12 protein-coding genes are annotated in these 12190 nt (G+C 70.7%); 5 read left to right on the top strand and 7 right to left on the bottom strand.

The window, feature by feature from the left end:
- Positions 1-79: 79 nt before the first annotated feature.
- The gene (mce, locus tag G4Z16_RS08965) at positions 80-541 is read right to left on the bottom strand and encodes a methylmalonyl-CoA epimerase (protein WP_197350336.1); all 462 of its coding nucleotides are present in this window, start codon (positions 539-541) and stop codon (positions 80-82) included.
- A 243-nt stretch (positions 542-784) separates the two neighbouring features.
- Between mce and G4Z16_RS08960 the strand changes: the two genes are divergently transcribed.
- Together G4Z16_RS08960 and meaB are read left to right on the top strand one after the other, a co-directional pair.
- Positions 785-1975, top strand: coding sequence for an acetyl-CoA C-acetyltransferase (locus G4Z16_RS08960; RefSeq protein WP_197354266.1), 1191 nt, complete (start codon positions 785-787; stop codon positions 1973-1975).
- Between the two features lie 178 nt (positions 1976-2153).
- Positions 2154-3113, top strand: a complete 960-nt coding sequence (gene meaB / locus G4Z16_RS08955; protein WP_197350335.1) for a methylmalonyl Co-A mutase-associated GTPase MeaB — start codon at positions 2154-2156, stop codon at positions 3111-3113.
- A gap of 103 nt (positions 3114-3216) precedes the next feature.
- Here the strand turns inward: meaB and G4Z16_RS08950 are convergent, their stop codons facing one another.
- A complete protein-coding gene (locus G4Z16_RS08950; protein WP_197350334.1) occupies positions 3217-3936 on the bottom strand; it encodes a PepSY domain-containing protein in 720 nt (239 codons plus the stop codon).
- A gap of 110 nt (positions 3937-4046) precedes the next feature.
- Between G4Z16_RS08950 and G4Z16_RS08945 the strand changes: the two genes are divergently transcribed.
- From G4Z16_RS08945 to G4Z16_RS08935, 3 genes are all read left to right on the top strand, one after another.
- Positions 4047-4712, top strand: coding sequence for a response regulator transcription factor (locus tag G4Z16_RS08945; RefSeq protein WP_197350333.1), 666 nt, complete (start codon positions 4047-4049; stop codon positions 4710-4712).
- Positions 4705-6111: a sensor histidine kinase gene (locus G4Z16_RS08940; protein WP_197350332.1), complete on the top strand. Its 1407-nt coding sequence runs from the start codon at positions 4705-4707 to the stop codon at positions 6109-6111. Before G4Z16_RS08945 ends, G4Z16_RS08940 begins: the two co-directional genes overlap by 8 nt.
- A 127-nt stretch (positions 6112-6238) precedes the next feature.
- Positions 6239-8917, top strand: a complete 2679-nt coding sequence (locus G4Z16_RS08935) for an NACHT domain-containing protein (protein WP_197350331.1) — start codon at positions 6239-6241, stop codon at positions 8915-8917.
- 92 nt (positions 8918-9009) lie between these two features.
- On the opposite strand, the gene G4Z16_RS08930 is transcribed toward G4Z16_RS08935, so the two are convergent.
- The 5 genes from G4Z16_RS08930 to G4Z16_RS08910 form a co-directional block, all read right to left on the bottom strand.
- The gene (locus G4Z16_RS08930; RefSeq protein WP_197350330.1) at positions 9010-9450 is read right to left on the bottom strand and encodes a hypothetical protein; all 441 of its coding nucleotides are present in this window, start codon (positions 9448-9450) and stop codon (positions 9010-9012) included.
- Between the two features lie 84 nt (positions 9451-9534).
- Positions 9535-10020: a MarR family winged helix-turn-helix transcriptional regulator gene (locus G4Z16_RS08925; RefSeq protein ID WP_197350329.1), complete on the bottom strand. Its 486-nt coding sequence runs from the start codon at positions 10018-10020 to the stop codon at positions 9535-9537.
- A gap of 48 nt (positions 10021-10068) precedes the next feature.
- Positions 10069-10845 carry an AIM24 family protein gene (locus tag G4Z16_RS08920; RefSeq protein WP_197350328.1) on the bottom strand — a complete coding sequence of 259 codons (777 nt, stop codon included), beginning with the start codon at positions 10843-10845 and terminating at the stop codon, positions 10069-10071.
- Positions 10842-11492, bottom strand: a complete 651-nt coding sequence (locus tag G4Z16_RS08915; protein ID WP_197350327.1) for an AIM24 family protein — start codon at positions 11490-11492, stop codon at positions 10842-10844. Before G4Z16_RS08915 ends, G4Z16_RS08920 begins: the two co-directional genes overlap by 4 nt.
- On the bottom strand, positions 11492-12130 hold the full coding sequence (locus G4Z16_RS08910) for an AIM24 family protein (protein WP_037975610.1): 639 nt from the start codon (positions 12128-12130) through the stop codon (positions 11492-11494). The genes G4Z16_RS08915 and G4Z16_RS08910 overlap by 1 nt, the downstream gene beginning before the upstream one ends.
- Between the last annotated feature and the right edge of the window lie 60 nt (positions 12131-12190).

The raw sequence follows: 12190 nt of genomic DNA, 5'->3' as shown, positions 1-12190 counted from the left end.
CCCAGCCCGGACCCTCCTCGGGATGGTGCAGAGGCCCGCCCCGGCCGAGTGGCCACTCTACCGGGCCGAGAAGCAGCCGTCAGTGGCTCGTTGTTGCCGATGAGTTCCCAGAGGTGTGCGGGGTGGCGGCGGTGACCAACTCGGTGAGGACTCCGTGGCAGTCCTTGGGGTGCAGGAACGTGATTCGTGAGTCCATCGAACCCCTGCGCGGTTCGTCGTAGAGAACACGGACGCCGCGGCCGCGGATCTCCTCCGAGTCGGCGTCCACGTCGGCGGTGCCGAAGGCGATGTGGTGTACACCCTCGCCGTTCTTGTCCAGCCACTTCGCGACGGTGGAGTCCTCGCGCACCGGCTCCAGGAGCTGGATGTACGAGGCGCCGCCGTCGTCCGTGCCGTTGATGCGGAGCATGGCCTCGCGGACCCCCTGCTCCTCGTTGACCTCGGTATGGAAGACCTCGAAGCCGTACGTGGCACGGTAGAACTCGGTGGTCTTGTCCAGGTCGAAACAGGCGATCCCGATGTGGTCGATACGCGTCAGCATTGCCCCAGTGCAGCGTCTGCGTGCCCGGTTACGCAACGTGCGCACGGTCACACCCTTCGACCGGTGACCCGGGACCGTACCGCTCAGTACATTGGCGGAAGTCCCCTTAACCCTCGTTAACTTCCTCCCGCGCCTCGCGGCCGGGTGGACCGCACCCCGTGAGCCCGCGGCCCGGGGGGACCCTCAGGAAGGGATCTGAACCTCATGACTGGTACGTCAGCTCGTACGGACGGCAGCACCTCGGTGATCGTCTCCGGTGCCCGTACGCCCATGGGACGGCTGCTCGGCTCGCTGAAGTCCTTCTCGGGCGCCGACCTCGGCGGCTTCGCGATCAAGGCGGCGCTGGAGCGGGCCGGTATCGGCGGCGACCAGGTCGAGTACGTGATCATGGGGCAGGTGCTCCAGGCCGGTGCGGGCCAGATCCCGGCACGGCAGGCGGCCGTCAAGGCGGGCATCCCGATGAACGTGCCGGCCCTGACCGTCAACAAGGTCTGCCTCTCCGGGCTCGACGCGATCGCCCTGGCCGACCAGCTCGTGCGGGCCGGCGAGTTCGACATCGTCGTCGCGGGCGGGCAGGAGTCGATGACCAACGCGCCGCACCTGCTGCCCAAGTCCCGTGAGGGCTACAAGTACGGCGCCGTCGAGATGCTCGACGCGATGGCCCATGACGGGCTGACCGACTCCTTCGAGAACATCGCGATGGGCGCGTCGACGGAGAAGCACAACACCAGGCTCGGCATCGCGCGTCCCGAACAGGACGAGGTCGCGGCGCGGTCCCACCAGAGGGCCGCCACGGCCCAGAAGAACGGCCTGTTCGAGGCCGAGATCACGCCGGTGGAGATCCCGCAGCGCAAGGGCGACCCCGTCGTCTTCAGCCAGGACGAGGGCATCCGCGGCGAGACCACCGCCGAGTCGCTGGGCAAGCTGAAGCCCGCCTTCGCCAAGGACGGGACGATCACGGCCGGTTCGGCCTCCCAGATCTCCGACGGCGCCGCGGCGGTCGTCGTGATGAGCCGCGCCAAGGCCGAGGAGCTCGGCGTCGAGTGGCTCGCGGAGATCGGTGCGCACGGCAACGTCGCCGGTCCGGACAACTCCCTGCAGTCGCAGCCGTCCCGGGCGATCGAGCACGCGCTGGCGAAGGACGGGACCGGTATCAAGGCCGCCGACCTCGATCTCATCGAGATCAACGAGGCGTTCGCCGCCGTCGCCGTGCAGTCAACGAAGGATCTCGGCGTCAGCCCCGAAAAGGTGAACGTCAACGGCGGTGCCATCGCCCTCGGGCACCCGATCGGCATGTCCGGTGCGCGTATCGTCCTGCACCTCGCCCTGGAGCTGCGGCGCAGGGGCGGCGGCACCGGCGCGGCCGCCCTCTGCGGCGGCGGCGGGCAGGGAGACGCGCTGCTGCTGCGGGTTCCGGGGAACGCGGGCCGGTAGGTCCCTCCGGTACGAGCCGGATGAGCCGGCCCCGGCGGTGGTCCGGGGCCGGCGGGCAGGACCTGGCCGACCGGATGCCGGCAGGAAGAGGGGCCGGCCCTGGGAGGCCGGCGGACAGAGGGGCCGGCCGTGGGGGCCGGCGGTCTGAGAGCACAGAGGACAGGGGAGAGCGGCAAGCATGGCGGTGGACGTCTCCGAGCTGGTCGAGCAGGCGAGAGAGGGCCGGCCGAGGGCCGTCGCCCGTCTCATCTCCCTGGTGGAGGGGGCCTCCCCGCAGCTGCGCGAGGTCATGGCGGCTCTCGCGCCGCGCTGCGGCAACGCCTACGTGGTGGGCCTGACGGGTTCGCCCGGCGTCGGCAAGTCCACGTCGACATCGGCGCTGGTCACGGCGTTCCGGCGCGCGGGCAAGCGTGTCGGCATCCTCGCCGTCGACCCGTCCTCCCCCTTCTCCGGCGGTGCGCTGCTGGGCGACCGCGTGCGGATGGGCGAGCACGCCTCCGACCCCGGTGTCTACATCCGTTCCATGGCGACCCGCGGCCACCTCGGCGGACTGGCGTGGGCCGCGCCTCAGGCGATCCGGGTGCTGGACGCGGCCGGGTGCGACGTGGTGCTCGTCGAGACGGTCGGCGTGGGCCAGAGCGAGGTCGAGATCGCGGCACAGGCCGACACGAGCGTCGTGCTGCTCGCACCGGGGATGGGGGACGGGATCCAGGCCGCGAAGGCCGGAATCCTGGAGATCGGCGACGTGTACGTCGTCAACAAGGCCGACCGCGACGGGGCCGACGCGACCGTCCGCGAGCTCAATCACATGCTGGGGCTCGGCGAGGCACGCTCGCCGGGCGACTGGCGTCCGCCGATCGTCAAGACCGTCGCGGCGCGGAGCGAGGGCATCGGCGAGCTCATGGAGGCGCTGGAGAAGCACCACGCGTGGATGGAGGAGCACGGGGTTCTCACGGAGCGCCGCACGAAGCGGGCGGCCCGCGAGATCGAGACGATCGCGGTGACGGCGCTGAGGGAACGGATGGGTGAACTCCGTGGCAGGAAGCGGCTGGGCTCGCTGGCGGAGAAGGTCGTCGGCGGATCGCTCGATCCGTACGCGGCGGCGGACGAACTGGTCGCGGGCGTGACCGAGGCCTGACGTCGCGCCCGGTCCCGGCCGCCGTGCTGTCACACACGTACGAGGTGCCGGGACCCGCGGCCCCGGCACCTCGTACGTGTTGTCGTCGTCCTGGCGGACCTCGTCAGTCGTCGTCGCCCTGATCGGCGTCGTCGGCGTCGTCGTCCCGGTCCTCACCCTGGTCCAGGTCGTCCTCGTGGTCCGCGGCGGACTGGGTGACCTTGCCCGACCGGCCGTCGACGGTCAGTTCCGTCTCCTTGCCCTTGTCGGTCGTCTCCACCTCCCAGGTGGGGGACTTCGCGTCGTCGTCGAACTCGACAGCCGTCACGGTGCCGCGCTCGGCCGCCTTGCGGGCCACGTCCTCGGCCGTGAGCTTCGAGCCGGGGACCGCGTCCTCTTCCTGCTCCGTCCGCTCGCTCAGGACCTTCTTCGTGTTCCCGTCGAGCCGGACCTCGTGCGACGTACCGCCCTTGGTGACGTCGACCTCCCAGACCGGGCCCTGCTTGCCTGCCTCCAGGTCGATGCTCGTGACGGTGCCGGGGGCGGTCTTCAGGGCTGCTGCCGCCGCGTCGGCAGCCGTGGTTCCGGCGTCCGCGGCCGCACGGCCTTCGTTCCTGCCGTCGTCCTTGTCGTCCTTGCCGTCGTCCTTGCCGTCGTCCTTGTCGTCAACCCGGTCGTCGTCCCGGTCGTCGGCACCGGCCGAGGACGCGGCGGAGGCGGAGGACGCGGACGAAGCCGAGGACGCAGCGGGCTGGTTGGCGTCGTCGCTGGCGGACGCCGCGACCGAGCCCCCGCCGATCAGCGCCAGGGCGGTGACGGTGGCGATGGCGAGCTTGCGCTTCATGGGTTCCTCCCGAGTCGTTGCTGTGTGGGATTCACCGTGGCGGAAGGATGCTGAAGGGAGCCTGAAGCCACCTGAAGATCACTTCAGGTGCGATGGGGGAGAGTGGAGCCATGCGCCTGCTGATCGTGGAGGACGAACGCCGGCTCGCCCTCTCCCTCGCCCGGGGGCTGAGCGCCGAGGGCTTCGCCGTCGATGTCGTGCACGACGGCAAGGAAGGCCTGCACCGGGCCGGCGAGGGCACCTACGACCTGATCGTCCTGGACATCATGCTGCCGGGCATGAACGGCTACCGGGTCTGCGCCGCCCTGCGCGCGGCCGGTGACGAGACGCCCGTGCTCATGCTGACGGCGAAGGACGGCGAGTACGACGAGGCCGAGGGCCTGGACACCGGGGCCGACGACTATCTGACCAAGCCCTTCTCGTACGTCGTGCTGCTCGCCAGGGTCAGGGCGCTGCTGCGGCGCCGCACGCGCGGAGCCCGCACCGTGCTCCAGCTGGGCGCCCTCTGCGTCGACCCCGGGACGCGCCGGGTGTGCGTGGGGGAGCGGGACGTGGAGGTGACGGCGAAGGAGTTCGCGGTGCTGGAGCATCTGGCGGTCAGGGCAGGGGACGTCGTCTCCAAGTCGGACATCCTCGAACACGTCTGGGACTTCGCGTACGAGGGCGACGTCAACATCGTCGAGGTGTACGTCAGCGCGCTGCGCCGCAAGCTCGGGGCGGGCTGGATCGCCACCGTGCGCGGTGCCGGATACCGGCTGGTGGACGCCGGTGCGTAGCTGGCCCGTCCGTACGCGCGCCGCGCTCGGCGCGACCCTCGTGGTGGCGATCGCGCTGGTGGCCGCCGGGATCGCCGTGGTGGGAGTGCTGCGGGACGGGCTGGCCGGCAACGCGCGGCTCCAGGCGGAGGCGACCGCCCGGCAGGTGGCTGCACAGGTCTCCGATGTGGACGCGTCGAGCGTCGGCGAGGACGTCGACGGACTCGACGGCGACTCGGACGAGCCGGTCCAGGTCATCGGCCCCGGCGGAAGGGTGCTCGGGGCTGGGGAGACGCTGCGCGGGAGGGGCCCCGTCGCGGACTTCAACCGGCCCGAGAGCGACGAGGACCCGGAGGAGCGGGACGAGGACGGCGAGGTCGACAGCGACAGCGAGGAACGGACGCTCTCCCTCCCCACGGACGAGGACGGTTCGGCCAAGGCGGACTTCACCGTGGTCGGAGTGCAGGGGAAGACCCGCGACGGAACCCCCGTCACCGTCTACGCGGGCGCCTCGCTCAAGGACCAGCAGGAAGCGGTCTCCTCCGTCACGCAGGCGATGCTCATGGGACTGCCACTGCTGCTGGTGGTCGTCGGCGGTGTCACCTGGCTCGTGACGCGGCGTGCGCTGCGGCCCGTGGAGGGAATCCGCAGCGAGATGGCCGGGATCATGGCCAGCACCGACCTGTCGCGCCGCGTGCCCGAACCGGACGCACGGGACGAGGTGGCGCGCCTTGCCCGCACGACGAACGACACCCTCGCCGCCCTGGAGGCGTCCGTGGAGCGGCAGCGAAGGTTCGTGGCCGACGTCTCGCACGAGCTGCGCAGTCCCATCGCGTCCCTGCGCACACAGCTCGAGGTGGGCGCCGCGCACCCCGATCTGCTGGATGTGGACGGTGCCGTCCAGGACACCGTGCGACTCCAGCAGCTGGCAACGGACCTCCTGCTCCTCGCCCGCCTGGACGCCGGTGAGCGGCCCGGGAACGCCCCGGTCGCGCTGGGCGCGCTCGTACGGGAGGAGCTGGCGCAGCAGGAGTGGGGACCGCACCCCGTGGAGCTGGGGGAGATGGCGGACGGTCAGGTGACGGGCTCGCGGGCGCAGCTGGCGCGAGTGGTGATCAACCTGCTCCAGAACGCGCAGCGGCACGCGGCCTCGCGGGTCTCGGTGTCCGTACGGGAGGCCCGGGACGGGGCCGGCCGGTGGGTGGAGCTGGAGGTCGGCGACGACGGCCCCGGCGTGCCGGAGGCCGAGAGGGAGCGCATCTTCGAGCGCTTCGTGCGGCTCGACGACGCCCGCAGCCGCGACGAGGGCGGTGCGGGGCTCGGCCTCGCCATCGCCCGCGACGTGGCATCGCGGCACGGCGGGACCCTGACCGTCACGGAAGGCTCACGCTTCGTCCTGCGGCTGCCGGCGGCGGCCTGACCCCGGTGCGCGTCCAGCGTCAACTCTCCGGTGTGCTCCGCCTGTTGGCGCCCGCACGCTGTGCCCGGGGAAGCGTAGGGTGCCCCTCGCGCAGCGCGTGCGCACACACATCGTCCGGGGGGAGCCGATGGGAGTACGTGACGTACACAACACGGTCGTCAACAGCACCGTGGGGACGCTGATCCAGGCGGGCGTACTCGACCTGCACGTCCATGTCGATCTACCGGCCGGGCCCTCACAGGATCCCGTCGAGCTGGCTGCCGACAGCCTCAGGGGCGCGCTCTTCCGGCAGTGGCGTGCGGAGGCGAGCGCATGGGACATGGCCGCTCCCGAGCGCATCTCCGTCCGGTGGACGCTGAAGTGGGACTGCGCCGACCACGCTAGGAACGTGGGACTCCCGCGCAGCTCGTACGAGGTCCTGCCGAGCAGCATGGCCGACGCGCTGGCCGGTCTGCCGCACCGCCGGATGGTCCTGCTCGGCGGCCCGGGTGCCGGGAAGACGACGGAGGCGGTGCTGCTCGCTCTCGAACTGCTGAGGCGTCCTCGCTCCTCCGGGCCTGGTACCACCGAGCACCGCAGCCTGGTGCCGGTCGTGCTGTCCCTCGAGACCTGGGACACCGAGCGCGAGCACTTCGACGCCTGGCTGATGCGGCGCATCACCGAGGACCACCGAGGCCTGCCCGGCGTCGACGGCCGCCATCCGGCCGCCCGGCTGGTCTCCGAGCGCAGGGTGCTGCCGGTCCTGGACGGCCTGGATGAGCTGCCCGGACACCGCAGGCGCGGGGTTCTCGACCGCCTGCGCTCGGAACTCACGGACGACATGCCGCTCGTCCTCACATCCCGCAGCGACGCCTATCGCGAGCTGTTCGGGCAGGGACGGGTGGTCCCTCGCGCCGCGGTCTTCGAGGCCGAGCCGATTGCGGCGGCCGACGCCGTCGACCATCTGTCGCTGGCCGCTCCGCCTGAGCTCGCGCCGCGCTGGGAACCGGTGTTCGAGGAGATGCTGGAAGTACCGCGCGAACCGGTTGCGGAGGCGCTTTCCAGTCCGCTGATGCTGTGGCTGGCACGCAAGGTCTACGACGATCCGCAATCCGATCCCGCCGAACTGGTCGACGTCGGGCGCTTTCCCACGGCGGCCGCGATCGAGAGTCATCTGCTGGACCGCATCGTGGATGTGACGTTCACACGGCCGCCGGCCTCCCCGGACCGGCTGCACGCCCCGGGGCAGTGGAATCCGTTACGGGCCCGGCGCTGGCTCGGTCATCTCGCCCGGCACCTGGAGGCGTGGCGGATCACGGAGATCGCCTGGTGGCAACTGCACCGTGCCTGGCTTCCACGGCTGCTGGCGCTGCCCGCGCTGTTCGCCGTGAGCGTCTCGCTCTCCTTCCTGGCCGATGCCGTCGTAGGCCTGGTCACCGACGACAGGCCGTACGACTCCCGTGCCGTCTGGGGCTATTCACTTCCGCTCCTGGGCGGGATGCTCCTGGCCAACGGCGTGCGGCTCACGGCAGTCGTGTGGTTCGGTGACCGCCTCGGGGAGCCGCGCCGACGCTGCAACCCCCTCAAGCTCGGCGCCGCACTGCGCTCCGCAGGCAGGGCCACTTCGTTCCGGCGCGCGCTCATGGCCTCGGCCGTCATCGCGACGCTGGGTCTCCCCATGGCGCTGTTCGCCCTCGGTTCGAGCAACCCACCGGCCTATCTGGCACTGACGGGGCTGGGGTTCGTGCTGCCCGCGATCCTCATGGTCACCTTCGCCGCTCCGTCCGACACGGTCGACGCCGTGACCCCTCACGCCCTCCTGCGCAGTGAACGCGTGGCGGTGCTGCTGACCCTGTGCGTCGTGGCGCCCCTGATCGGAGCCGGGAACGGCATGCCGTTGTGGCTGGACGACGCCACCCCACGCAGCGGCTGGGAGTGGACGGTCCCCGCCTGGTTCGGCGCGGCGGCGATGCTCGTGGTGCTCTCACCCTGGGGGCGCTGGCTTCTGGCAAAGGTCTCGCTCGCCGCATTCGGGCGGGTGCCCTGGTCGCTGATGGAGTTCCTGCGGGATGCGCACCGCGGAGGCCTGTTGCAGAGCACCGGCGGGACGTACCGCTTCCGGAACCTGCGTCTGCAGCAGCACCTGGCCGGTGCGCCGACTGCCCCGACTGCCGCAACGGCCGCGACTGCCGCGTCAGGCGCGACGGCAGAGACGGCTGCCGCAGCGGCCGCGCAGGTGCCACGACCGCGCCCCGAGCCGTCGCTGTCCGACGTATGGCGGGAACTGCCTCCGGTGTCCCGGTGGCCGGGCTGGTCGGTGAAGGACACCCCCGAGGCCTTTGTCATGGAGGGCCGCAGCCGCCGCATACCGCTGGCACACTGGCCCCTGCTCGCGGCCTTCACCGCCATGAGGATCGTGCAGATGATGGTCATCGGGCAGTGGGACGAGCCCGGGGCGTGGCTGGTGATCGCGTTCTTCCCCGCCTTCGGCCTGCTCATCAATCTCCTGGCGTTCATGCTGCCCCGCACCAGACTCGAACTCCGGCTGAACCAGGGCGGTATCGGCTCGGCCATCGGACGGCACCGGTGCAGCTACGCCTGGTCCGACGTGCATGAGGTCAGGGCCCGCAAGATCTATCGCCGGGGACGGGACACCCGGCACTACGGACTTCACGTGCGACTGCGGCCCGGCGCCCGGGGCCCGCAGTCACGTGTGTTCCCGGAGCACGACGGCTGGCATCTGATTCTTCCCACGCACATCAACGACGCCCTGCCCCCCGACCTCAAGGAGGCGCTCGCCCGGTTCGGGCCCTCTGCGCCTCAGTGACCGGGGGCGCTCAGGGAGGCCCCTGCGGCGCGTGACCTGAGCCGGTGCACGGCACGGCGAGGGACGGCCACCGGGCGCGGCCACAGGGCGCCCTAGTTGTCGTCCTCCGCCGGCACCGTCCCGTGCACGTCCCGTGCCTGGATCACCGAGCCCCCCACGCTTCCGCCGGTGATCCTGTTCTCGGTGTCCCCGCCGTGGTCGTGCGAGTCCGTCTCCGTGCGGCCGTGCGTGGGCCCGAACCGCTGCGCCTGGGTCAGGTCCCCGTGCACACGCGTGTCGACGACGGTGTTGCTGACCTTGCCGGCTCGCGCAGACGGCATGGGCGGGGTGGATGACTGCCGGTCGCGGCGCGCCGAGACCGTCCCGTACACCGACAGTGCCAGGCCTGTCACGCCGACGAAGGTGCCGAGGACGCTCGACAACTGATCTGCCGCTTCCAGACCACGATGTGCGAAGAGCAGGCCCAGCCCTGTCAGGGCACCGAGGAAGAGCAGGGCGCCGGCCCAGGCGAATAAGCGTGCACGTCTCGTCATGAGCTCAAGTGTGCGGGATCTCCAGGTGCGCGCCCGCGCCGGATGTCTCCGCGGCAGCGCCCGGAGGTGAAGGCGTTCGCGGGCCTAGAAGCGGCCGCGCTCGGCGCGGAGTTTTTCGGCCACCGGCAGGAGCGTCTCGTGCAGGTGCTCGAGGTCCTCCGGCGACATGCGGTCGATGAGGTGGCGCCGCACGGAATCGACGTGATGGGGCGCGACGCTGCGCATCGTCTCCCAGCCGTCCTCGGTCAGTACGGCGAAGAGGCCGCGCTTGTCGGACTCGCAGTTCTCACGGCGGACCAGACCCGCCTTCTCCATGCGCGTGATCTGGTGCGACAGCCGGCTCTTGGACTGGAGAGTGGAGGCCGCCAGGTCGCTCATCCGCATCCGGTGTTCCGCGGACTCGGAGAGGTTCACAAGGATTTCGTAGTCGTTCATGGTCAGGCCGAACGGCTGGAGGTCGCGCTCCAGCTGGTACATGAGCAACCGGTTCACGTCCAGATGGATGCGCCAAGCTCTCTGCTCGTCAGCGGTGAGCCAACGGGTGCCGTCGGGGCCGTTGTCGGTGTCCATGTCCGAGACTTTACATAGCGGCCGTACAGATGTGCTCCTGTCCTGCACTCACATCCCGAACCTGCGCTGCAGGCTTCCGAGCTGGCCGGGGAGCTGCGGAGTCTGCTGGCCGCCCTGCCGGCCCCCGTGCTGGCCGCCGCCCGGGACGCCCGCCTCGTTCGGCACCGCGCCCGTCGCCTGTTCCGCCATGAGCGTCTCGCTCGACTGGATCAGGACGGTGCCCGCGCCCACGAACTCGAACTGGTGCTCCTCGCCGGAGGCACCGCCCATGCCTGTCATGGCCCTGATGCCGCCCAGCAGGCCCTTGAGGTAGCCGTGGTCGTAGTGGTGGCAGGGCGAGGGGCAGTCCGCCCAGCCGACCAGGGCCTGCGGGTCGACGCGCACCGGCGGCTCGACGAAGTGCACCGCGCCGTTGGACGCGGCGACGAACTTGCCCGTCCCGATCAGGGTGAGGAAGCCCGGGACGATCGACTGCTTCAGCGACAGCGTCGGCTCGAAGGCCAGGAGATTCCCGGAGCGCACCGTGAGGTTGCCGTCCTCCAGGTCGTAGGAGTTGACGTCGAAGGCCCGGTCGGCGAGCAGCATCTTGCCGCGGCCCTCGGCGACGACCCAGTCGGCCGCGTGCAGCGGCGAGTGGAAGCTGCTCGCGACGAGGCCGTCGAGATGCCCGTGGCCCACGCCGCTGAAGTCGATCTGCCCGTAGTAGGCGATCATCTTGCCCTTCTGCAGGAACCACTGGCCGTTGAGCTCCACGCAGAAGGTGAAGGCGTTCACGTTGTCGTCGGACGGCAGGGTCGTGACGTCCAGGATCTGCGGGGCGGTCACAGCTTCTCCTCACTTGCCTGAACGAACACGGCGCCGTTTCCTGACAGTTCGAGCTGGAAGCCCTCGCCCGAGCCGCGGCCCACCATGTCGCGCCAGCCGAGAGCCGTGGACAGCTTGTTGCGCACGTCGCCGTGGTGCGCGACGTAGGCCTGCGGGTCGACGTGCACGGGGCGGTCAGGGGTGACCGGCAGCTGGATGATGCCGCCGTGCGCCATCACCGCGACCGAGCCCTTGCCCCTGAGGGTCGTGGTGAACAGGCCCTGGCCGGTGACCTGGCCGCGCACCATGCCCATCACGCCGCCGTCGGAGCCGAGGAAGAGCGTGCCCTGCTCAAGCGTCCCGTCGAAGGCGAGCAGCCGGTCGGCCTCGACGCAGAGGGTGTCGCCGTCCAGTTCGATCACCTCGACGTGGTGACCACCGTGGCCGAACATCACGGTGCCCTGCCCCTCGACGGTCATCAGCGGCGTCGCCTCGTTCGCCACACGGCGCCCGATCATGGACATCACGCCGCCCTGGCCGCCCTGCATGTTGGGCGTGAAGCGGACGTCGCCCTTGTAGGCGATCATGGCGCCGCGCTGGCTGAACAGCCGCTGCCCGGGCTGCACAAGGGCCTCGACCATCTTGGAGTTGATCTCGCGGAACGGCATCACACCTCGCCCCCGACCGTGTTGCGCTCGCTGGGCTGCACGTAGACGAGCCCGTCCCCCTCGAACCTGATCTGGAACGACTCGCCCGATCCTTCGCCCATGAACGTGCGGAAGTTGACCCCGGACTGGAAATGCTGCTGGAGGTTGCCCTGGTGCGCGATGTAGGCGCCCGGGTCGACCTGGAGCGGCATGCCCTGCGCGACCCTCAGGACGACGGCCGGCCCGTCGGACATGAGCGCGGCCTGACCGCTGCCCTCGACGGTGGTCGTGAACAGCCCGTTGCCCTGCGAGGCGCCGCGCAGCCCCGTGAAGCTGGTTCCCGTGCGCAGACCCGCGTCGGTGCAGAGCAGGTTGCTCGCTTCGACGTGCAGGGTCTCGCCGTTGAGCTGGACAAGGTTGATGTCGCTGGCGCGGTCCGCGAAGTAGCACGTGCCGTGCCCCTTCACCTCCATGACCGTCATCTGCTCGCCGGTGAGCCGCCGGGTCACCATTCCGCGCAGGCCCTCGCCGCCGCCTGACATCTTCTTGAACGCCATCTCGCCGTCGTAGGCGACCATGGAACCGTTCTTCGCTTTCACGGCGTCGCCGGTCATCGAGACGGCGAGCACCTTCGGACTGTGAAGTCGGAACTGAGGCACAACTGAAAACCTACCCTGGGCTGGGTGGCACAGGGCAGGGCTGCCACAATGGGCAGCGCT

Origin of the sequence: Streptomyces bathyalis, from assembly GCF_015910445.1 — a bacterium.
Taxonomy (GTDB): Bacteria; Actinomycetota; Actinomycetes; order Streptomycetales; family Streptomycetaceae; genus Streptomyces; species Streptomyces bathyalis.
The sequence above is the reverse complement of the archived record's forward strand: the minus strand, read 5'-3'. Positions and strand labels throughout refer to the sequence as shown.

What these genes read in the sequence shown, in the direction of transcription:
- mce (WP_197350336.1), bottom strand. Translation starts at nt 541, where the DNA reads ATGCTGACGCGTATCGACCACATCGGGATCGCCTGTTTCGACCTGGAC.
- meaB (WP_197350335.1), top strand. Translation starts at nt 2,154, where the DNA reads ATGGCGGTGGACGTCTCCGAGCTGGTCGAGCAGGCGAGAGAGGGCCGG.
- G4Z16_RS08950 (WP_197350334.1), bottom strand. Translation starts at nt 3,936, where the DNA reads ATGAAGCGCAAGCTCGCCATCGCCACCGTCACCGCCCTGGCGCTGATC.
- G4Z16_RS08945 (WP_197350333.1), top strand. Translation starts at nt 4,047, where the DNA reads ATGCGCCTGCTGATCGTGGAGGACGAACGCCGGCTCGCCCTCTCCCTC.
- G4Z16_RS08935 (WP_197350331.1), top strand. Translation starts at nt 6,239, where the DNA reads ATGGGAGTACGTGACGTACACAACACGGTCGTCAACAGCACCGTGGGG.
- G4Z16_RS08930 (WP_197350330.1), bottom strand. Translation starts at nt 9,450, where the DNA reads ATGACGAGACGTGCACGCTTATTCGCCTGGGCCGGCGCCCTGCTCTTC.
- G4Z16_RS08925 (WP_197350329.1), bottom strand. Translation starts at nt 10,020, where the DNA reads ATGGACACCGACAACGGCCCCGACGGCACCCGTTGGCTCACCGCTGAC.
- G4Z16_RS08915 (WP_197350327.1), bottom strand. Translation starts at nt 11,492, where the DNA reads ATGCCGTTCCGCGAGATCAACTCCAAGATGGTCGAGGCCCTTGTGCAG.